General features: G+C 36.0%; 20 protein-coding genes and 2 pseudogenes. 3 read left to right on the top strand and 19 right to left on the bottom strand.

Annotated features, from left to right (window positions below; translation table 11 throughout):
• Nucleotides 1-24 precede the first annotated feature (24 nt).
• Complete coding sequence (locus tag MHI39_RS05170) at nucleotides 25-834, bottom strand: MBL fold metallo-hydrolase (RefSeq protein WP_212944769.1); 810 nt, start codon at nucleotides 832-834, stop codon at nucleotides 25-27.
• Between the two features lie 490 nt (nucleotides 835-1,324).
• On the opposite strand from MHI39_RS05170, the gene MHI39_RS05165 reads away from it, so the two are divergent.
• Nucleotides 1,325-2,095, top strand: a complete 771-nt coding sequence (locus MHI39_RS05165) for an alpha/beta hydrolase family protein (RefSeq protein WP_278890422.1) — start codon at nucleotides 1,325-1,327, stop codon at nucleotides 2,093-2,095.
• A gap of 74 nt (nucleotides 2,096-2,169) precedes the next feature.
• Nucleotides 2,170-2,736 (top strand): glycerol-3-phosphate responsive antiterminator, encoded by a 567-nt coding sequence (locus tag MHI39_RS05160; RefSeq protein ID WP_251344791.1) that lies wholly within the window; start codon nucleotides 2,170-2,172, stop codon nucleotides 2,734-2,736.
• Nucleotides 2,737-2,808: 72 nt separating this feature from the next.
• Here the strand turns inward: MHI39_RS05160 and MHI39_RS05155 are convergent, their stop codons facing one another.
• The 12 genes and pseudogenes from MHI39_RS05155 to MHI39_RS05100 all read right to left on the bottom strand — a co-directional run.
• Nucleotides 2,809-3,510: an MgtC/SapB family protein gene (locus MHI39_RS05155; protein WP_278890423.1), complete on the bottom strand. Its 702-nt coding sequence runs from the start codon at nucleotides 3,508-3,510 to the stop codon at nucleotides 2,809-2,811.
• 25 nt (nucleotides 3,511-3,535) lie between these two features.
• Nucleotides 3,536-4,336, bottom strand: a complete 801-nt coding sequence (locus tag MHI39_RS05150; RefSeq protein WP_278890424.1) for an HAD-IIA family hydrolase — start codon at nucleotides 4,334-4,336, stop codon at nucleotides 3,536-3,538.
• A 42-nt stretch (nucleotides 4,337-4,378) separates the two neighbouring features.
• The gene (locus tag MHI39_RS05145) at nucleotides 4,379-5,116 is read right to left on the bottom strand and encodes a Cof-type HAD-IIB family hydrolase (RefSeq protein ID WP_278890425.1); all 738 of its coding nucleotides are present in this window, start codon (nucleotides 5,114-5,116) and stop codon (nucleotides 4,379-4,381) included.
• Nucleotides 5,117-5,256: 140 nt separating this feature from the next.
• A complete protein-coding gene (locus MHI39_RS05140) occupies nucleotides 5,257-5,997 on the bottom strand; it encodes a glycerophosphodiester phosphodiesterase (RefSeq protein WP_278890426.1) in 741 nt (246 codons plus the stop codon).
• 27 nt (nucleotides 5,998-6,024) lie between these two features.
• On the bottom strand, nucleotides 6,025-7,380 hold the full coding sequence (locus MHI39_RS05135; RefSeq protein ID WP_278890427.1) for an ABC transporter substrate-binding protein: 1,356 nt from the start codon (nucleotides 7,378-7,380) through the stop codon (nucleotides 6,025-6,027).
• Between the two features lie 272 nt (nucleotides 7,381-7,652).
• The gene (locus tag MHI39_RS05130; protein WP_278890428.1) at nucleotides 7,653-8,462 is read right to left on the bottom strand and encodes a carbohydrate ABC transporter permease; all 810 of its coding nucleotides are present in this window, start codon (nucleotides 8,460-8,462) and stop codon (nucleotides 7,653-7,655) included.
• Entirely contained in the window at nucleotides 8,462-9,355 is an 894-nt protein-coding gene (locus MHI39_RS05125; protein ID WP_342540826.1) for a sugar ABC transporter permease, read from the bottom strand. Before MHI39_RS05125 ends, MHI39_RS05130 begins: the two co-directional genes overlap by 1 nt.
• Nucleotides 9,356-9,606: 251 nt before the next feature.
• The gene (locus MHI39_RS05120; RefSeq protein WP_278890430.1) at nucleotides 9,607-10,386 is read right to left on the bottom strand and encodes an endonuclease/exonuclease/phosphatase family protein; all 780 of its coding nucleotides are present in this window, start codon (nucleotides 10,384-10,386) and stop codon (nucleotides 9,607-9,609) included.
• 207 nt (nucleotides 10,387-10,593) lie between these two features.
• Nucleotides 10,594-11,310 carry a KDGP aldolase gene (locus MHI39_RS05115; RefSeq protein ID WP_278890431.1) on the bottom strand — a complete coding sequence of 239 codons (717 nt, stop codon included), beginning with the start codon at nucleotides 11,308-11,310 and terminating at the stop codon, nucleotides 10,594-10,596.
• Complete coding sequence (locus MHI39_RS05110; RefSeq protein ID WP_278890432.1) at nucleotides 11,310-12,428, bottom strand: DgaE family pyridoxal phosphate-dependent ammonia lyase; 1,119 nt, start codon at nucleotides 12,426-12,428, stop codon at nucleotides 11,310-11,312. Before MHI39_RS05110 ends, MHI39_RS05115 begins: the two co-directional genes overlap by 1 nt.
• Before the next feature lie 6 nt (nucleotides 12,429-12,434).
• On the bottom strand, nucleotides 12,435-13,076 hold the full coding sequence (locus MHI39_RS05105; RefSeq protein WP_278890495.1) for a DUF4310 family protein: 642 nt from the start codon (nucleotides 13,074-13,076) through the stop codon (nucleotides 12,435-12,437).
• An 11-nt stretch (nucleotides 13,077-13,087) separates the two neighbouring features.
• A pseudogene (locus MHI39_RS05100) lies at nucleotides 13,088-13,492 on the bottom strand (DUF4311 domain-containing protein); the annotation flags it as partial.
• Between the two features lie 105 nt (nucleotides 13,493-13,597).
• Here MHI39_RS05100 and MHI39_RS05095 point away from each other — a divergent pair.
• Nucleotides 13,598-14,878, top strand: a complete 1,281-nt coding sequence (locus MHI39_RS05095; RefSeq protein WP_278890433.1) for an IS110 family transposase — start codon at nucleotides 13,598-13,600, stop codon at nucleotides 14,876-14,878.
• A gap of 381 nt (nucleotides 14,879-15,259) precedes the next feature.
• Here the strand turns inward: MHI39_RS05095 and MHI39_RS05090 are convergent.
• From MHI39_RS05090 to MHI39_RS05065, 6 genes and pseudogenes are all read right to left on the bottom strand, one after another.
• Nucleotides 15,260-15,670, bottom strand: a pseudogene (locus tag MHI39_RS05090) (DUF4311 domain-containing protein); the annotation flags it as partial.
• A gap of 4 nt (nucleotides 15,671-15,674) precedes the next feature.
• Nucleotides 15,675-15,992 (bottom strand): DUF4312 family protein, encoded by a 318-nt coding sequence (locus MHI39_RS05085; protein ID WP_278890434.1) that lies wholly within the window; start codon nucleotides 15,990-15,992, stop codon nucleotides 15,675-15,677.
• Nucleotides 15,985-16,347 (bottom strand): SFCGS family glycine-rich protein, encoded by a 363-nt coding sequence (locus MHI39_RS05080; RefSeq protein WP_278890435.1) that lies wholly within the window; start codon nucleotides 16,345-16,347, stop codon nucleotides 15,985-15,987. Before MHI39_RS05080 ends, MHI39_RS05085 begins: the two co-directional genes overlap by 8 nt.
• 18 nt (nucleotides 16,348-16,365) lie before the next feature.
• Nucleotides 16,366-16,710, bottom strand: a complete 345-nt coding sequence (locus tag MHI39_RS05075) for a PRD domain-containing protein (protein ID WP_278890436.1) — start codon at nucleotides 16,708-16,710, stop codon at nucleotides 16,366-16,368.
• Entirely contained in the window at nucleotides 16,707-17,828 is a 1,122-nt protein-coding gene (locus MHI39_RS05070) for an amidohydrolase/deacetylase family metallohydrolase (protein ID WP_278890437.1), read from the bottom strand. Before MHI39_RS05070 ends, MHI39_RS05075 begins: the two co-directional genes overlap by 4 nt.
• Nucleotides 17,825-19,381, bottom strand: a complete 1,557-nt coding sequence (locus MHI39_RS05065; RefSeq protein ID WP_342540825.1) for a PRD domain-containing protein — start codon at nucleotides 19,379-19,381, stop codon at nucleotides 17,825-17,827. Before MHI39_RS05065 ends, MHI39_RS05070 begins: the two co-directional genes overlap by 4 nt.
• Nucleotides 19,382-19,545 lie beyond the last annotated feature (164 nt).

Genomic DNA, 19,545 nt, shown 5'->3' with positions numbered 1-19,545 from the left:
TATAAAATTTCAAATTACAAGAGATTATATATGGATAATCATCCCGTCAAATGCCACTTTAATCCCACTCGGAGAAAATAGTTCTTCTAATTCCTCATGCATGAGTCCAATATTATGGGAATAATGGGTGGCAATCATTTGACTTCCTTTATGAATCATATTATTTTTTTGAAATATTTTTTGGATATCCTTAACGGCTTCAATATTAAGATGATTTCTTCGTTCTGGAATTAATCCATTTGTACAGTCAAGAATCGCTACATCAATTTTTTTATCCATTAGCCAATCCCATGTAACATCAGGAAACCATCCAGTGTCATGGCCATAGAATAATGTTTTTCCGTCCTTCTCAATAAAAAATAATAAGCATGTCTCGAATGGATTATGATCTGCTAGTAACGGTGTCACCCTGGCTGAATCAATTTGATACGTGTTAAATGGCTGGATTAGTTTGTAATGATAATGTTCTTCTATGCTTGGTAGCACTGCTTTACAATTTGCGATTGCTACATCGTGACCATAGATATGAATGGGATATGGAATATTGTGAGCAAAGCCTGGTGATCTCATCCCAATATCTCTAGGATGAAAGTGATCGGAGTGTGTGTGGGTAAATAGTAAATGTTTAACTTTAAATAAGTCTAATTGATGGGTTAATACATGATGATAAGTATCAGGGGGAAAATCAATTTTCAATATATCATCGATAATGGCAGAAGAGCGAGTTCGGATATTTTTCCCGCCAAGTTTTCGCGCCTTTTGACAATGCTGGCAATTACAAAATATACCTGGAAATCCTTCAGCTGCAGCTGTCCCGAGAATTTGTATTTTCATTTGGTCCTTCCTTCCTTAAAAATTAAGGTTCTTTTCTCAAACATTGTTACTATTTAAGTAAAGTCTTAACAAATAACTATCGGCTGAAGACCGCTACACCTTTCATTTCACTGAGAAAGGAGCAACAAACTATAAGAAAACAGTCAAAACCAATGATAAAAAATGTAATGAATAATATACATTGTTTAATCTAGCTGTATAAGGAAACTGAAAAATTACTTCATCATTTAAACAATATGTACTTCACAATAGGTCCATTTTGAAACAATATCACTTTACCCTCCTCTCTTTCATTTGTGGAGAATTCTTTCACAATTAATCTAAAAAGTGGATATATTCCCCTATAAACATTATATAGTTATTATTCAAGAAAATTCAATTAATTTAAAAAATATTTTAAAATTCCTTTTTTTCTATTACATTAGCAGGGTAAATCCAATCTTCTGTCGTATTTAGGTTTAAAAAGAGTAGCACCGAAAGGATGATTGAAATGGCCCTCATTCAATGTCAGTTTTATTCACAAGTATTAAATTTGTGCACATCAATGACAGTTATTTTGCCTGAACCATCAATCATAGGTAATAAGTCAAATCAATTTCCTGAAAAAAAGTACCAAACATTATATTTACTTCATGGTTTATCTGACGACGATACGATTTGGACAAGACGGACCTCCATTGAAAGATATGTCTCTTCTTTAAGGTTAGCAGTTGTGATGCCACAGGTACACCATAGCTTTTATACGGATATGAAATATGGAAATAAGTATTGGACTTTTTTAACTAAAGAGCTTCCCCTTCTTGCACAGTCATTCTTTCCATTATCAACAGCTAGGAAGGATAACTTTGTGGCCGGGCTTTCAATGGGTGGATACGGAGCATTAAAATGGGCTTTAAATCATCCAGAAACATTTAGTGCAGCTGCCAGCTTATCTGGGGTGACTGATATTGTAAAAAGAAAAGCCGATCAGCCGGATGGAATTTTCAACCTAATATTCGGTGATGAGGAACTAACTGGTACGGAACATGATTTATTTGCCTTAATTAAAAAAACGCATGAATGCGAGGAAAAGCCCATTATCTACCAATGCTGCGGAACCGAGGACTTTCTATACGAGGATAATCTTCGTTTTAAGAAGTTTTGCGAGGAGGCAAATTATCCTCTAACAACTAAATTTGAACAAGGAAACCATGAATGGGGATATTGGGACAAAGCGATTCAGGAGGTGCTTGACTGGTTGCCTTTAAATAAAGGACAATGAATAAATTTTGTAGTAATACTATTACATTACTAAAATTTTAAGATAGAAAATATTCAATTCAAGGAGATCCAAAGATGCCCAATATTGTTGACCTAGTACAATCTCAAGTAATTGCTTCTATTAAAGATGAAGCTGATATCGAAAAGGCGATTACTAGTAAAGCCAATATTATCTTTCTATTAACTGGAAACTTGATTAATATGGAAGATCATTTAAAACGCCTCAAAAAGGCACATAAGCATATTTTTATCCATATTGATTTTATTGAAGGCCTATCTAATACGAAAAGCGCCATTAAATATATTGCTTATACTTGGAAGCCTACTGGAATCATCACCACAAAAAGTATGCTGATTAAATATGCAAAAGAAGAAAATCTCATGACCATACAAAGAATATTTTTAATTGATAGATCGGCTATGTCTAAAGGAATTGAAATGAGCCAATCCATTAAACCTGATGCAATCGAAATTTTACCTGGTCTTATGCCTGAAATCATTGATGAATTAACACAAAAAGTTGACTTGCCGATCATTGCAGGTGGATTAATCAGTTCAAAAAAACATATTTTGCAAGGGCTAGAAGCAGGAGCATTAGCAATTTCATCTGGGAACCCCAATCTGTGGAATTTCAATTTATAAACGGATTAAGTAAAAATAGTCCCCATTAATAGAAACAGCTCTATTATTGAGGACTACTTTCATCGTTTTATTCTAGCCACTAATTTCTGTACTATAAATTTTATCAATCTTTGCAAGACCATAGTAGATATCAGGGGTTGTTAGTTTATAGCTAACCATAACTTTTAAATCTACTAAATAACTTTGATCCTGTAAATCCTTAATTCTTATATGCTCTATTTTAATATTTTTTTCTTGGATATTTTTTAATACACTAGCAATGTCTTCTTGCTTTTTCAACGTTAGTCTAACTCTGAGTTCCTTCGATCTCAGCCTCTTAACTCCCAGTATTCGAATCAATCCCGGTATTAGCTCCACACTTATAATAAGTAAGATGACACCTGCTATAGCCTCAAAATAAAATCCTGCACCAGTAGCGATTCCAATACCTGCTGCTCCCCAAACCATTGCAGCTGTCGTCAGGCCTGAAATGGTATCGTCCCCTTTCCTCATAATCACACCAGCACCTAAAAAGCCAATTCCTGAAACGATTTGAGCAGCTAATCGTAGAGGGTCCATTTGAATATTAATATATTTCGATCCAGGAAATAAATAAGCAGATTGGATGGATACAATAGTTAGTAAACAACTAACAATTGAAATAACCAAGCTTGTTTTTAATCCTAAAGGCTTCCTTTTCAGTTCACGTTCTAAACCAATCGTTAATCCTAAAATTGCCGAAATAGACAGCTTTATTATCATATCAATATCCACATCTGCAAATAATTCCATCATGTATAGTCATCTCTTTTCTATCAAACTATTTAATCGATGTCATATCCTGCATCGATATAATTTCCTTTATACTATTCAATATATAAGTAGGTTGAATTCTGGACTCTTTTAATAGCTCTCTCGTTGTAATTCCAGTTAATACAAGAATGGTATTTAGTCCATTTTCATTGCCCATTAATATGTCCGTTTCTAAACGATCACCGATCATATAACATTGCTCCGGCTTTAATTGGAGGATATCATTGACTACAAACTCTGCAGTTAATTTCGATGGTTTTCCAATAATTACATCAATTGACTTCCCCGTCACTCCCTCCATGGCACCGATCATCCCTGCACAATCAGGAATTTGTCCGCCATCCACAGGACAAGTTCTGTCTGGATTCGTAGCCAAAATGGTTGCATTATTTTTTACCCATGCCTGGTATGCAATATTTAACTTGTCATAATGAAATTGGCGATCCCAGCCTAAAACAACATAGGTAGCTATATCTGCATTATTTGTCATTCGAATATTCTCAGCCATTAATTCTTGGATCAATGCTTCCTCCCCAATAACATAGGCTGCATCTGTTTGAGTCATATGTTCTTTTAAATACTTGCCCGTAATGTAATTAGAATTAATAATTTCCTCTAATGACACCTGAATTCCTAATCGATTTAGTTTTTCTACATACTCCTCCCTTGTTGCAATCGATTTATTTGTCAGAAAGACAAGCTTATCCCCTCTAGCTCTTAAAGTTTGAATTACTTCAGCTGCCCCATCAATAAGTCGATTATCTAAATAAACGGTTCCATCTAAATCAAAAATATATCCCTTTTGCATGTTCTATCCTCCAGGTCTAATCTGTTCGAATATTGATTCTTACTAAACTAATAAATATCGTGTAATAGCTTTAGCAACACCATCCTGCTCATTCGTATCGGTTATCCAGTCAGCAGCTTTTTTTATATCCTCATTTCCATTACCCATTGCTACTCCAAGACCAACAGCTTGAATGAGCTGTAAATCATTCCAACTATCACCAATTGCCATTACCTCTTCCATACTAATATCCAGTAAATCACATACTTTTTTTATGCCATTTTTCTTAGTTGTTCCTTTAAAAGAAATTTCGAGATTATTTCTAGAAGACTTAGTGATTTCTAGATCAACCCAATTACATATTTCTTCATATATCCCGTGAATAACTGATTGTTTATCATGTCTAATTCCGAATTTCATCCAATGATGTTCAATAAAATTAGCTGGCCAATCTTCTTTTCTAAACAATCCTTGTTCACTATATCCCCAAAACCGTGAATGAGTATCAATGGCTGTTTTATGTAACTTTTGAATTGTATCAATGCTGATAAAATGTCTTTCCAATAGTTTTCCGGGCTCCATCCATATCTCTGCCCCATTTAATAATACTAGTGGGAACGATATACCTAGCTTTTCCCAATATATTTTCGTATTCGGCACCCCTCGACCAGTGCAAAATACAACAATAATCCCTGCTTTAACAACGTTTTGGATAGCTAAACTTGTATGAGGTGAAATCTCATGATTATTTAATAGCGTTGTACCATCCAAATCTAAGGCAAGCAATCGATATTTCGGCAAATATCCCCACTCCTTTCCAAAAACGATTTAAAGATATCGTTGCTAAAGCTAAAAAAAACCAAGCTATAAAAACCTTATGAAATAAGGTTAAATAGCTTGGGTTTTCTCTTTTTCTCTTCCCATGCATATATTAGATGAATTTATGACTGGTTAGTCGAAATTATGCTTGCCCCCTTAAAATTCTTTGGTTTATTTGTAATGATTCCATCTACCCCTAATTTTCGATAATACTCTCCTAGTTCCATATCATCCACCGTATACGGGAATACTTTAATATTTCTTCTATGAGCTTCCGCTATCATAGAAGGACTGACATAGAAGTGATTAGGATGAATACTATATGGTTTCAATCCGCTATGATCAATATAGTCAAATAAATGAATTAAATTTAGATGGAATATAAAAGCCACTTTCACTTCATTATCCAGCTGTTTTAATTTTTTTAAACTGATATGATCAAAGGATGAAATAATGATACGATCCTTAAAGTCATATTTGTATACTAGCTTAAGCACTTCAGCTTCAAGATGTTCCGTTATAACCGGTCCATTTTTCAATTCGATATTTAAAAGGACATTTTGATGTTTTAATTGTCTCATCACCTCTTCAAGTGTAGGTATACGCTCATTCACAAAACAATGGGAAAACCATGAACCAAAGTCATACGTCTTTAATTCTGATACATCGTACTGATGAATATATCCTTTACTATTACTTGTTCTTTGAATCTTTGCATCGTGACATACAACTGGTATTCCATCTTTGGAAAGTCGTACATCTAATTCAATTCCATCTGCCCCTTGTACAAGTGCCTCTTTAAATGATGACAAAGTATTTTCCGGACAATCACTTGATGCACCTCTATGCGCGAAAATTAACATGATGATCCTCCTGCCTGTATGAGATTTTTATTTACCAGCAGTTTTATTGTAGTTATCTAATGATTTAGTAATTTTAGCAGCTGCCTCATCTAAAGCTTCTTTCGGTTTTATACTACCATCATAGATTTTTTCAATTTCATCTTCTATTGTTGTACGCATCTCTGGTATCACACCGATTGCAGCCCCTTGCGTTGCTGGGATTAGTTTTGTAGCTTTCATTTGATCTACAGGTGTCTTGAATTGTGGATTTTTATTATACGCGTCCTTAATGATTTGTAGATCATAGGAATCACTTCTAATTGGAAAATATCCAGTATTTACTGACCAGAATGCTTGGCTTTCAGCAGATGAAAGGAATGCTAAAAACTGCCATGCTGCCTTTTGGGCTTTTTCAGATTGATTGGCCATAATCCAATGAGAATTACCACCTAATTGAGCTCCTTGCGGCTCAACTCCATCAGGACTTGGTAAAGCTGTTGTACCCACTTCAAATGTTGAATTATTAATTATATCTGCAATAGAAGCGGAAGAATCTAAATAAATGGCAACCTTGCCTGTTTTAAATGCAGTACGAGAGTCATCAAGCTTGCGACCATAATTGATGCTCAAACCTTCTTTATTCATCTCTAATAGCCAGTTCATAATTTTTGTACCCTCTTCACTATTAAATACAGCTTCTGTAGGTGCCTTCCCAGTACGACCGTTATCATTATTCACCATTAGAGCCCCCTGGTTAGCCATAAGCTGCTCAAATAACCAGCCATAAATCGGAAAGGTAAAGCCATAACGTTCTGTTTTTGAACCTTTTTTAACCATTAATTTTTCCGCTGCTTCTTTTATTTCACCGAAAGTTTTTGGCGGATTTTCTGGATCTAGTCCTACTTCTTTAAATGCTTCCTTATTGTAGAACATAATTGCATTCGAAGTACTAAAAGGCATAGAGTATATTTTGTCGTTAAAGGTATAGTAAGCGAGTGTATTTTTTTCAAATGTACTTAAGTCGTAATTTTCATCCTTAATAAAATTATCAACAGGGATGACGTCAACGGTATCAATCATTTCCCTATTTCCAATACCAAATAATTGTACGATTGCTGGAGCTTCCTTCGTTCCTTCAACCTGTTTTAATTTATTTAATGCTTCCTCATAAGAGCCTTGATATATGCTTTTTATTTGGATTTCATCTTGACTGTCGTTAAATTTTTGTACTAATTCATCTAGAGCTTTCCCTGAAGCACCGCCCATTGCATGCCAATAATCCAAAACAATTTTCCCATCCTTTTTCACATCTTCTTTCTTTTCAGGTGCACTACTTTTTGCTCCACATGCAGCTAGGACAAAGATTAACATCGTGACAATCAAACTGATCCCCATTCTTTTCATTGGATACATCTCTCCCATTCCTTTTTATTAACTTTTTTGAAGTAAACCTACTTTATTAAAGGCGCATTTCTCAAACATTGTTGCTATTTAATTACAGTTTTAAATATCGGCTGAAGATCGCTACTACTAAGAAAAGAGTTGCAATCTCCATAAGAAGAATCGCTAAAATCCTTTAATGGGTGTAAAACCCTTTACAAATCAACAAACGATACGTAAACAGCCATTAAATAATCGTTAAGTTTCCCTCCTTACCAAATAAGCTGATCAAGACTTCATCCTTTTAATGACCCTGATGTTAAACCCTTCTGAAGTTGTTTTTGACCAATAAATAAAATTAACAATGTTGGGATGATGACTAAAATAACTGCAGCCATAATCATGGGCCAGTTATTTGCTGTTTCCTCAGATTTCATCATTTTCAAACCGATTTGGATGGTACGAACACTATTGTCATTTGTTACAAGAAGCGGCCATAAATACTCATTCCATGCTGATAAAAATGTGTAAATTCCTAATGTAGCAATCATAGGTTTAGATATTGGCATAATCATTTTTATATAAAAACGGAAGTTACTGCAGCCATCCATTTGTGCTGCCTCATGAAGCTCTTTTGGAATGGTTAGGAAATATTGCCTTAAAAGAAAGATCCCAAAAGCTCCTGCAAACTTCGGTATCACTAACGCTGCATACGTATTCATCCACCCTAAGTCCCTTACAGTAGCAAAGTTCGGAATAATTGTTGCTTCCCAAGGAATCATCATCGTTGAAATAATAATTAAAAATACGATATTCCTTCCTTTGAATGGAACAAACACAAAGGCAAATGCTGCTAAGCTACAAGTAATAATCATCCCAATCGTAATTAGGGTAGACTGTATAATGCTATTAAATAAAAATCTAAGTAAAGGAACAGTAGTAAAGGCATCCACATAATTTCCAAGCGTAGGAGAAGTGGGGATAATTGCTCCCTCAAAAACCTGCTTGGAGTCCATAAGACTAATCAATAATGCATAAACAATCGGTCCAAAGACAATGATAGTTGAAAAAATCAATAGGATATAAAGAATCGTTCGCTTGAACATTATTGATAATGCACCTTCCTTTCCCCGAACTTGAATTGTAATAATGTAAAAATTAAGATGATAGCAAATAATATCATTGCCTGTGCGCTAGCAGATCCAACATAATGATTGGCGAAAGCATCCTGGTAGATTGAGTACACGATTAAATTAGTTGCTCCCGCGGGTCCTCCTTTGGTCATAATATCGATCTGCCCAAACGATTGAAATGAATTAATCACCGCAACTACTGTTACAAAAAATAATGTTGGTGATAACATTGGAATCGTAATATTCCTAAATTGTTGAAAAAAGTTTGCCCCATCAATTTTAGAACTTTCATATAAGTCCTCAGAAATACTTTGTAGTCCACCAAGTAAAATAATAAAATTAAAACCCAAATGCATCCATATCGTTGTAACAGAAATGGAAAATAGAGCCCAGTGCTTATCCGTGACCCACCCAATCTCTTGAACACCAAACAAACTTAAAATATGATTAGTTAACCCAATACTTGGGTCAAATAAGAAAAGCCAAATCACAGCTGCAGCAGCCGATGAAACACCTAATGATGATGAAAATGCCACTCTAAAAAACTGAGAGCCCTTTAATTTTTCATTTGCTATCACTGCAAGAAACAGAGCTATAATAATCGTTGGAATAACGGTGCATAATACAAATAAAAAGCTAGATTTTAAACTTAATAGAAATTCTTTCGAGTGAAAAAGTTCAATATAATTCTGAAAACCATTAAATAAAACAGGATCTCCTTTCGGGTTGGTCAAAAAAAAGCTTAAATATAAGGTACGAAACATTGGATAAAATAGAAATACTGTAAAAAGAATAAGAGCGGGCAGCAAATATAGAATTCCAGTAGAAAACTTCCGCTTTCTTTTAACTGAATCAGCCGTTGTCATTTCTAACACCCCTTTTGATTATTTTTAAAATAAATACATTCAGTAGGAAGCTTTAAAAAAAAGAAAAATCCCCAAAAAGAATAATCGACAACAACCTAAATTACTGTTGCTGTCATCATTCTCTTTGGGGTTCTCTTATTCTCCACCCTAAATGATGAATTAAATAGTCATATAATGAATTCGCTTTCATAGTACTTAAAAAAAGTATAGTTAAATTAATTACATATGTCAATTCAATAAATTATAAATTTTTAAAATATTGTACAGCTAATAATGACAGGGAAGTGATCACTTGGAAAAGAACCATTAATACAATCATCCACAATCTTAATCCAATGTATATCTATTTCTGCTCGGGCTAAAATCCAATCTATCCTCTGATCCCCACCATCTGAGTACATAAAATCATTCTTAGTACCTAGGTTCTTATTTACGTGCTCCCTTGCAAGATCCCAGGTATCTCTAAATAACCCAGGCTGGGTCAATATATTGTAAGGCTCTGTATGAACATCTGTATTGAAATCACCCGTTAAAAAGACAGGAAGTTTAGGGTCTAATTCATTTAGTTTTTCACTAATTTGCTGTGCTCCTAATATTCGTGCTTTCTCACATATATAATCTAGATGTGTGTTCATATGATAAAATACTTGGCCATTTCTTTTATCAAGGAATTTAGCCCAAGTAACCATACGAGGTATTTCATTTCCATAGGTCATCGATCCAATAATATTTGGCGTATTGGAGAGCCAAAAATGATCATATTCTATGATAGAAAACTGATCTTTTTTATAAAATATAGCCATAAAATCATCTTTACTTCCCCCTTGTCTTCCTAAACCGATCCAATCATAATCTGGCAAAAATTGAAGTAGATCCTGAATTTGTATATATAAACATTCTTGTGTACCAATAATGTCTGGAGATTCCCTATCAATGATATTTCTAATTAACTCCCTTCTTTTTTTCCAGTTATTTTCCGGATTGTCATCAATATGAAGCATATTGTAAGTCATGATTTTAATCTGATCCATCGCATATCTACCTCTTTCAAAAATTAATAAAAGCCCATTAAGACAACTAAGAAACCAATGATCCAACTTACTGTTTCTTATTTGTTTTAATGGGCTCTCTTCATCTCTTCCCTTTTTTAATAGTTTAAAATTGGATAGAATATTTTGTCAATAGATATTTTCTCATTTAGGTAAAAACAGCCATCTATTAGTTGACTGTTTATTACCTTACCATTCCATTGAAATCAATCGCTCAATATCGCCGATCCTCGTTTCGCCACTATCCTTATCCACTAAAGATGTATATAAATGCGGAATAACTATTTGTGCTCCATTTTCTAGACATGTCTGAACAATACGTTCAACATTTTCAAGTGTTATTCCGCCTGTAGGTTCAAATACTTTGATTCCCGCACCTGTTGCCGCTTTTACCATCTCAGCGACTTCATCTAACCGTTGATCACCATCAATTGGGTAAAACTTAACAGAATCCACACCTATATCAGCAAGCATGGAAGCTGCAAGTCCTACTGAGACTGTTTCCCTCCATTTAGAACTATTTGGACCTGTTGAGATCATCACTTTTCCTGGGATCCCTGATGGCTCAATCAATGCATTAATAATAGTCTCCGATGATCTAACCTCTTCCATTCTCCCCAGTGTATAGGCTGAGGCAGGAAATACTTGATTAATATGGTCAGGGATTGTTTTCACAGATACATCCGCCACCTTTTTCCATTGTGTCGGGTCGCCTGCCCCCAGTCCTACTGATACCGGAATATGCTGCTCCTTATAAAGCTTCACTTCATTAATGATGCTTTGTTCATCCGGGAAGGATTTTACCATTAGGCCAACAAGAATACGGTCACCTGCAACTTTTACTATATCTATAGCATTAGTAATATCTTTAGCTAATACATTAAAAATTACTTTTTGTTGGGTCATTATTTTTCTTCTGCCTCCTTCATGATAGCGATAATTCGTTCGGCGATAATATTTTCCTGACCTGGTAATAGTGGACGTGGATCAACAGAAATAATTCCAATATTTACATAGTGATGTCTTAAATAAATTGCTGGATTCCCCGATTCAAGTTGATGAAGTAATGTTTCTGCCGTAATACCTGCTGCATTTTTTCCCACTTCAATCTGTGCTCTGTAAATGTGGCGACCCGCTTCATCTTGTTGAATCGAGCAGGATAATTCGTTTACCTCATTTAGCTTTTCACACAATGCGGTCATTCGTGTGATTTGTTCATCCACACAAGTGTTCTTTAATGGATATTGATTTAAGGCAACAATGAGTCCAGAGATTGCTTCCTTCCCTACTTTCATCGCCCTTCCAATTCCTTTATATTGTTTACGACAAGCCTCCATAAAGTTTTTCTTTCCACAAATGAATCCAGAGGTCGGTCCTTCCAAAGCTTTACCACCACTATAAATGACGATATCTGCTCCCATATCTATATATTTTCTAAAATCACTTTCTGCTGCACCATCAATAATCAATGGTAAATTGTGTTTATGAGCAATCTCAAGCATCGTTTCAATCGATTGCATTCCTTTTTGCACAGCATGGTGTGATTTTACATAAAAAAGCGCCGCGGTTTTTTCCGTAATTGCTTGTTCAATATGCTCACTTTCAACCTTGTTTGCACTACCTACTTCAACTATATGACCACCACCAAGGCGAATCATTTGATCTATACTTCCTCCAAAATGAATATTTTGCCCCTTTTGAATGATAATTTCGTTTTTTAATCCATCAGAATTCGGCATTCTTTCAATTAGGCTTAAAATATTTCCCGTAATGACTGCTGCCGTCGAAATAGCAATTCCTGCAGCAGCACCAACGGTCGGACAACCATCCTCTGCCCCTGTATGCTGGGCGATCACCTTTCCCGTATACTCAATTAATTCATCAATATCTACATAGTCCTGTGCTGCTGTTTTTAATGCATTAGCAACTTCGTCTGTAACAGCTGATGCACCTAATGCTGTCATTTTTCCACTTGCATTAATAATTTTTTTTAGTCCAAACTCTTCAAATAAGCTTACTGTCATGTTTGATCACTCCAATGTTATCGGGAATATGGCTCCTAAGATCATTGCTCCTAAGATTGCCCCACCTGCTACTGGTTTTTTCCATACATAGAATATTGCTGCTCCAATAATCGAACCGATCCCAATTGGAATAGACGCCCCGCAGGCTGAGAGTACAATCAATGGTCCTAAAAAACGTCCAGATTGGTTCCCCGCTCCCATCATTACATCTGACCCGAAGGTTGAATTTGCTTTTCCAACGGTAAACTTTTTCAACCCAATTACTGCGTAACCAACTACTAATCCTAGAATAATCCCTGTAATTAAAGATAAAATAAAATTACTAATCGGTGCGACAAAACCTGCACCAAGCATCAACGCTGGAACTCCGATTCCAATTCCGGTTTGAAGAGATCCACCAATATCCAAAATTCCTACTAAGGACCCTTCCAGCACACGTGCAAACAAAAAGCTTGCACCAAATGCTGCAGCCGCTCCATAGCCGCCACCTTTCATGCCTGCCTCAAGCATAGCGACAATCGCTACATCATTAAAGGCTCCAATATGATACACATAATACATATGTGTTCCAGCAAAAATTCCAGCTGATAAAAAGGCGACAAAAATTGGGAAAGACCAATCTGCATACCAGAAGCTTCTTGTATTCATTGTTTCCACTATTATTTTCCTCCCCCACTAATAAGGTTGTGTAAATCTGTTAACCATACTGGAACGTCTAAATGCAAGCTTTGGATGAAATTCATATCGAAACCACGGAAAAACCCACTTAATACGAATAAAATAATAACCGATATAAGAAGTGTCTTCGTTACTCTATTCCAGCCACCATCATCTACACCTTTTCCAATTAATATTCCTAATACAACACCTGGTACCGCATTTCCCATTATGAGGTGAGCAAGCCCACCAAAAATCGTTCCCCACATCCCCGAACGCTTTCCTGCATCTAATGCTGCTAGCCAGAAAATAACAGGCATGACTGGGTTAATTAATAGATTGGCAGCAGGAACTAATACTTTCACAGCAATAGCCTGCATTGATTCTGGAATTGCCGAAGCAGTTGAGCATTCCTGTAGATCGTTAAATATCAGGTTTGAAAAAAATAGAGCTCCTCAGTAAGATACGAGTATGAGACCAATCAAACTCAAGTCTTAAGGAGGAGCCTTACTATGAATTTTAAAATGCAGAACAAACAAAATCAACTAATAGAAAGAATTTCCGATACTCATCTAATTGTTGGGGTGGATATCGCTCAACAATTTCACGTTGCACGTGCAGTTAACTACCGTGGCATCATTGTCGGTGATCCTCTCACATTTGAAAATAATGAAGAGGGTTTTGTGAAACTATTAAACTGGATGCAAGATTTACAAAAACTTAAACACTTAAATTCAGAAATAGTAGGAATGGAGCCTACAGGCCATTATTGGATTAACCTATCTAAGTGGTTATTTGATAAAGGAATTGAGGTAGTTACTGTCAATCCTCACTCAGTAAAAAGGAATAAAGAGTATCGTGATAATACTCAATCAAAGAGTGATAAAAAAGATGCGCTAGTGATCGCAGATATGGTCAAAAATGGCTACTATTCTTTCGTTCGCCCATCATCTGAATCATTTGAGAAACTCAGAGTTCTTATGTCTAATCGTGATGTGATTGTAAAACGTCTCGTCATGGCCGTTAATCAAATTAATCGATGGGTAGATGTTGTGTTTCCAGAGTTAAGACACGTATTTAAAGATGTTTCGTGCAAAGGAGCCATTGCCACCCTTCGGCTGTTCCCCACTCCAAAAGAGATCTCTTCCATGACTTCACTCGATATCATGGCGGGGTGGAAGTCATTAATGAAAAGACAACCTGGTCCCCAAAAAGCTCAATTACTCATCAAATTAGCAAAATCCTCTATTGGAACTGGACAAGCACTCGATGCATATAAGTTCCACTTAGAACAATTACTAGAAGAATATGATCTCGCTGTAAAACAACTCGAAAGAGTGGAAAAACAAGTAAAAGAAGTGCTTAACCAAATCTCATTTGCCAGGAAACTACTTGCGATGAAAGGAATAAGTGATATTTCTTTAGCTGGAATATTAGGTGAGGCCGGTGATCTGAGTGGATTTTCTCACGGAAACTCTTTATTACGACACGCTGGATTACATCTAGCTGAGGCGAGTTCAGGTAAATGGAAAGGTAAAATTGTGCTCTCTAAACGTGGTAGATCGAGATTAAGACGCTTCCTCTACTTAGCCACAATGAGCCTAGTGATGAATAATCCTGAGTTTAAAGCCATCCATTCCCATAATGTGAAGGTAAAGAAGATGAAGAAAATGAAATCAATCATGAAACTAATAGGAAAACTCGCAAGGATATTTGTGGGAATAGCACGACGAAACGAATCATACTGTCCAAGTAAGGTTCAGGTTCAGGAATCCATTCACTTAGCTGCCTAAACCGAAGGTTCAAAAGTTGAAGATGCATCTAATAAACTAGTTAACTTTATTTTGAATGTTGTCTTATTCGTAGGATTTCAAATATGTACGGAGTACCAGGTTTCTTAAACAAAAGGGCACTGTGACCCATCAGTTTAGCATAACTGGCCTCCACCCCTTGGAAAGGCATGACGAAGGAATGAGAGGGCAATTGACCCGTTGAGATATGGGAGGGAAAGCCTCCAGGGGCGGCGTGGAGATGTACATTATATGGTAAAATATGGAGTGGTAGCTGGCTCCTTTATTTAACTATGCCTTCACGAAGCCTAAATTATCAGAACTCATTTCAATTTTCCGTAAATCCAATTACAAGGGTTATGAATTCCTGCGAATAAGTGAGCATTCGAGAGATATTCGTATCAAACTGAGGGAGTTTAAGAAGGTAACCACGACCATTCCTACTAAAGCGCCAACAATCGCCATTTTCTTTGGATTATGTAGCGTATCCTCTACCTTTTTTCCCCTACCGATTAGTATCGCAGCTGCCCAGTTTGGGATAATTCGATGATCTACATCCTGTGTAAATGCTCCTGCACCAACTGATGACGCCCAAGCATTAAAGAAGAAGCCTAATCCAAATGAAAAATGGGATACAGCATCACCTGCACAGGCATTTAGTTCTCCTAATGTTCTAAAAGCCCCCATCCCTTGAACTTTTGGTGCATGAAACATACGTGCAGCACCCGCTCCAACACCAAAGCCCACTAAACCCCCTATAATTAGAGATTTTAATAGAATCACGAAAAACTCCATGAATTCATCCCCTTTGTTTCTTTTTAAAATCAATATTTTCTATATTTACGAGAAATAGATCTACTGTTACATCCATGACCACCTGGAATTGACTCCTACTTCTTGGGAAGAAAAAGAGTAGAAAGCGTTCTTTATAGATTTCTTCTATTGCAGATACAATATCGATGTTCATTGGTTCAATTCGAATGATCATTCCATTCAATTCGGCATTTACTTTTTTTTGAATTTTACTTAATGCATTTGCCATTGCATGTTCCTTTGATTGCCCTTTTCCTTCAACACGAACCGTTCGCTGAAGTCTTTTATAGTTGTTATTATCCATTTAGTTTGATGTACTCCTCCGTAATTCGTTTTCCCAATTCTTCAACATCCATGAAGCCAAAGCCTAAAACTTTTATTCCATCACGAATCGCTGTTATCCCCTCATCGATGGAGCGCATGCCATATCGTGCTTGATAGCCATATTTGGATTGAGCCGTAATGGCACCAGCCCCACCACTTCCGCAAAATGATATACCTAAGTTCGCATTGTGTGCATTCATTTCATCTCCAAGCCGCATATCTGCACCGAATCCTGCAACAACAATCGCCTTGCCACCTGCAGCCTCTACACCTTTTGCTACATTTTGTCCTTTACCTAAACGATCACCAATCACGACAACAACTTGTTCACTCATGTTCCATACCTCCTATAGTTATGAATTGTGTTTAGCTATCTCAAAATGAATGGATAATAAATAAATTTCATCTTCATCCAAGTGTTCCAGTGCTTCTTTTACTTTTTTCGCAATCCCAAAGGATTCCTGAGATATCTCAGAAAATAATGATCGATCAATAGCAGCAAGCCTTTCCTTTGTAATAGAACGGTAAACCATCGCTGAAAGATGTGATAAAAGGGCTACCTGTTGGACAGGCGTCATTGTGATTTGTCTTATTTCACATTCTTTTCGTGAAAGTTCAAATACGTGCTCACACAGCTTCTCATCTCCACTTTTTATAAATAATAATTTTTCCTCTTCGGTGAAATTCGTTTTATTCATTTCGCTTTATAAACAACCCTTCCCTGTCGTATCGTTATATGTGGAACTAACATTTTGCTTACTTCCATCCCCTCGCCTTGAGAATCAATTAATATTTCCCTCTTGTCGATTAACTTAAAAATGGTTACATCTGCCCTTGTTCCAGGAGTAAAGCATCCTTGTTCAGATAAACGTAGCGCTTTTTTTGGTCTCGCAGTAACAGAGGCAACCAATTCCTCTAGGCTATAACCGAGGGCAAGAAGCTTTGACATTGTGGTCATTAAGCTTCCAACTGGTTTATCGTAGTTTCCTAGATAAATATCAGTACTTGTCGTAAATGGGTAAGGATAGTTTTTTTTATACGTTTTCATCGTTTGAAAAGAGAAACTGGATGTCCCATGGCCCACATCGAACAATACTCCCCTTTTAATTGCATCATGTGCTGCATCTATAAGTTTTCCCTCATTGCTCAAGATTCCCCCTTTTTTCCCATGAAAAGCATGGGTAACAATATCCTCTTTTTGTAATAAGGGGAGAATTTCTATGATTTCAGGAGGAGCATTGCCGATATGAACCATGATTGGTAATTGACTTAAATCAGCTAATGTTCTCGCATATTCTAGCGGTTTAACACCATTATCCTTCACTACTGAATGACTCATTCTTGCCTTTAATCCAACGATATCGGTTTGCGTTTTTAAAAGTTCTTGAAGTTCATCAATTGTCATCAGATCATTCATATTTGCTAATTCCGATAATCCTGAGCACAGCCCATTACGAGAGATATTCAAAAAGGCAAGAACTTCGGTTTGGTTTTGGTCAATAATTTTTGTTTTAAAGGTAGGAAAATCATTTACACCAGAACTTCCTGCATCCACAATAGTTGTTACTCCCTGATTTATCCCCACTAGGTCAGGATTAATTCCAAGTGTCGTTTCTGCTTCAAAAACATGAACATGCATGTCAATAAATCCTGGAGCAACATAGCATCCTGTTACATCTAGTTCCATTACATTGGCCGTCTTATCGCTTTCGAGTTGAATGAATTTTCCATTAATTATAAGCACATCTTTTTTTGTCATTTTTTCAGTTTCCGGGTCAATTACCCAACCATTTTTTAACAATAGCCCTTCTGTCATGCTTGATCACATCCAGTCAGCTGAAAATATTGTAGTAACGCTCGTTGCTCTGCTTCATTAATAAAAATTTGATTTTGATGTAAAATATCCATTATTTTCACTAATATCTCATCATTTTGCTGAAGGGAAGATTGATGAATAAATTGATCATATTGCTTGTGAAAATAATATCGATGGATCATGAGAAAAAGATGGACCTGCAATCCCTTTTTTCGTTCTTCAGAAATTTGATTAGATAGCAGATTAAGTATCCCATAGGATATTTCAAAACCTTTGATTATGACTTCCTGACTCATCATTTCGTAATCAATATGCTCGTTTTCCACCTCATATATTTTCGTTTCATAGGCCTCTGTGTTTCTTTCCTTCAGAAGTCCATTTACCTTTTCACGAATGGCCTGTATATTTTCTTCCGTTGGAACAGGTTCAACGAGAACAACAGGAATGGTCGATTTGAGAGGAAACACACTTACGATTAAATCAATCTCTTCATTTTTACTTATCTCTTCAACTTCCAACACTGAACAATAGGTAGTAATATGAATATTCCCTATTTCGCGCTCTACTCTATTTTTAATAAGTCGAGCTACTCCCCTCCCAGTTGAACAAACATAAAGAGCTTTAATTTTTGGCTTCTTCGCAAATTCATTTTCATAGGATACGAGAAAATGCAAAGCGATAAAGGAGACAAATGAATCCTGAACGATGCTCGTATGCTTTTTAAACAGTTTTGCGCATACCTCTTTTATACTTGTAAATAATGAAGTATTTTTTCTTTTAATTTCATGAATAAATGGATTTACTTCGCTCACGTATGTCGTATTTTTCTCGAAGCGCAAAGATAGATGTGATAAGAGATTATTAAATAATTTCGTATCTTTGTAAAATGGTATTTTTTCTTTTTTGCTGACATACCGAATCAATTCCTCTGTTATCGTCAGCAAATTCATTTCTTTATCTCCAAGGAGAAAATTACGTTGGATGTAGAGAAATTCGTCTTCAAGTAAAGGAAGATCGAATTCATTGCATATGCTTGTCATCACATGAAGAATAAATTTCGATGATGCGGAGTTCTGTTGATGAGACTTTAATAAGCGATAACTGCCAATCGTGTATTCACATTCCATTCTGACAAGAAAGATAATTAAGCGTATAAAGATAGAAAGAATTTCTGCATGAAAAATAAAATTCGTATTTTCCTTTTTTAAAACGTACCGAATATATTGAAGAATGACTTCAAACTTTGGTTGAATTCCCTCAATAAATCTGAATTTAAATAAATCGATTCTCTCCGATTCATTATTCAAAATCATTGAATACATATCATAATTCGTTAGGCTTTCCTGAATAACATGTTCAAATAATAGACGAATATGAATTTCTTCTCCAACTAGCTGATACCCCACCCGTGGTTTTCTCTCTAATTTGACCATCCAAGATTGGATAAATTCTTCTGCATGCTTTAAATCACTTAATACAGTATTTCTACTTACCTGTAGATAGTTTGAAATTTGTGATGCGGTAATATAGCCTTTCTGTGAGAAAACTTTCATGATCTTTCGCTCTCAACCCAGAATGAAAATGGGTTCTCTGTCCCATAATGTAGATACCACAAACAGTGAGTATATGACGTAGCTCTTATTGGTGGTCTTACCCTGTTGAGAAAACTGTTGGAATGAATTTGGTGCACAACCCATTGTTAGCTCTCTCAATTTCG

Origin of the sequence: Heyndrickxia sp. FSL K6-6286 (assembly GCF_038630395.1) — a bacterium.
Lineage (GTDB): Bacteria > Bacillota > Bacilli > Bacillales > Bacillaceae_C > Heyndrickxia > Heyndrickxia oleronia.
Note: the sequence above shows the minus strand (reverse complement) of the source record. Positions and strands in the feature narration are given on the sequence as shown.

Excerpts from the sequence above, each read along its gene's own strand:
- MHI39_RS05170 (WP_212944769.1), bottom strand. The coding sequence starts at position 834 with ATGAAAATACAAATTCTCGGGACAGCTGCAGCTGAAGGATTTCCAGGT.
- MHI39_RS05165 (WP_278890422.1), top strand. The coding sequence starts at position 1,325 with ATGGCCCTCATTCAATGTCAGTTTTATTCACAAGTATTAAATTTGTGC.
- MHI39_RS05160 (WP_251344791.1), top strand. The coding sequence starts at position 2,170 with ATGCCCAATATTGTTGACCTAGTACAATCTCAAGTAATTGCTTCTATT.
- MHI39_RS05155 (WP_278890423.1), bottom strand. The coding sequence starts at position 3,510 with ATGATGGAATTATTTGCAGATGTGGATATTGATATGATAATAAAGCTG.
- MHI39_RS05150 (WP_278890424.1), bottom strand. The coding sequence starts at position 4,336 with ATGCAAAAGGGATATATTTTTGATTTAGATGGAACCGTTTATTTAGAT.
- MHI39_RS05140 (WP_278890426.1), bottom strand. The coding sequence starts at position 5,997 with ATGTTAATTTTCGCGCATAGAGGTGCATCAAGTGATTGTCCGGAAAAT.
- MHI39_RS05135 (WP_278890427.1), bottom strand. The coding sequence starts at position 7,380 with ATGAAAAGAATGGGGATCAGTTTGATTGTCACGATGTTAATCTTTGTC.
- MHI39_RS05130 (WP_278890428.1), bottom strand. The coding sequence starts at position 8,462 with ATGTTCAAGCGAACGATTCTTTATATCCTATTGATTTTTTCAACTATC.
- MHI39_RS05125 (WP_342540826.1), bottom strand. The coding sequence starts at position 9,355 with ATGACAACGGCTGATTCAGTTAAAAGAAAGCGGAAGTTTTCTACTGGA.
- MHI39_RS05120 (WP_278890430.1), bottom strand. The coding sequence starts at position 10,386 with ATGGATCAGATTAAAATCATGACTTACAATATGCTTCATATTGATGAC.
- MHI39_RS05115 (WP_278890431.1), bottom strand. The coding sequence starts at position 11,310 with ATGACCCAACAAAAAGTAATTTTTAATGTATTAGCTAAAGATATTACT.
- MHI39_RS05110 (WP_278890432.1), bottom strand. The coding sequence starts at position 12,428 with ATGACAGTAAGCTTATTTGAAGAGTTTGGACTAAAAAAAATTATTAAT.
- MHI39_RS05105 (WP_278890495.1), bottom strand. The coding sequence starts at position 13,076 with ATGAATACAAGAAGCTTCTGGTATGCAGATTGGTCTTTCCCAATTTTT.
- MHI39_RS05095 (WP_278890433.1), top strand. The coding sequence starts at position 13,598 with ATGAATTTTAAAATGCAGAACAAACAAAATCAACTAATAGAAAGAATT.
- MHI39_RS05085 (WP_278890434.1), bottom strand. The coding sequence starts at position 15,992 with ATGGATAATAACAACTATAAAAGACTTCAGCGAACGGTTCGTGTTGAA.
- MHI39_RS05080 (WP_278890435.1), bottom strand. The coding sequence starts at position 16,347 with ATGAGTGAACAAGTTGTTGTCGTGATTGGTGATCGTTTAGGTAAAGGA.
- MHI39_RS05075 (WP_278890436.1), bottom strand. The coding sequence starts at position 16,710 with ATGAATAAAACGAATTTCACCGAAGAGGAAAAATTATTATTTATAAAA.
- MHI39_RS05070 (WP_278890437.1), bottom strand. The coding sequence starts at position 17,828 with ATGACAGAAGGGCTATTGTTAAAAAATGGTTGGGTAATTGACCCGGAA.
- MHI39_RS05065 (WP_342540825.1), bottom strand. The coding sequence starts at position 19,381 with ATGAAAGTTTTCTCACAGAAAGGCTATATTACCGCATCACAAATTTCA.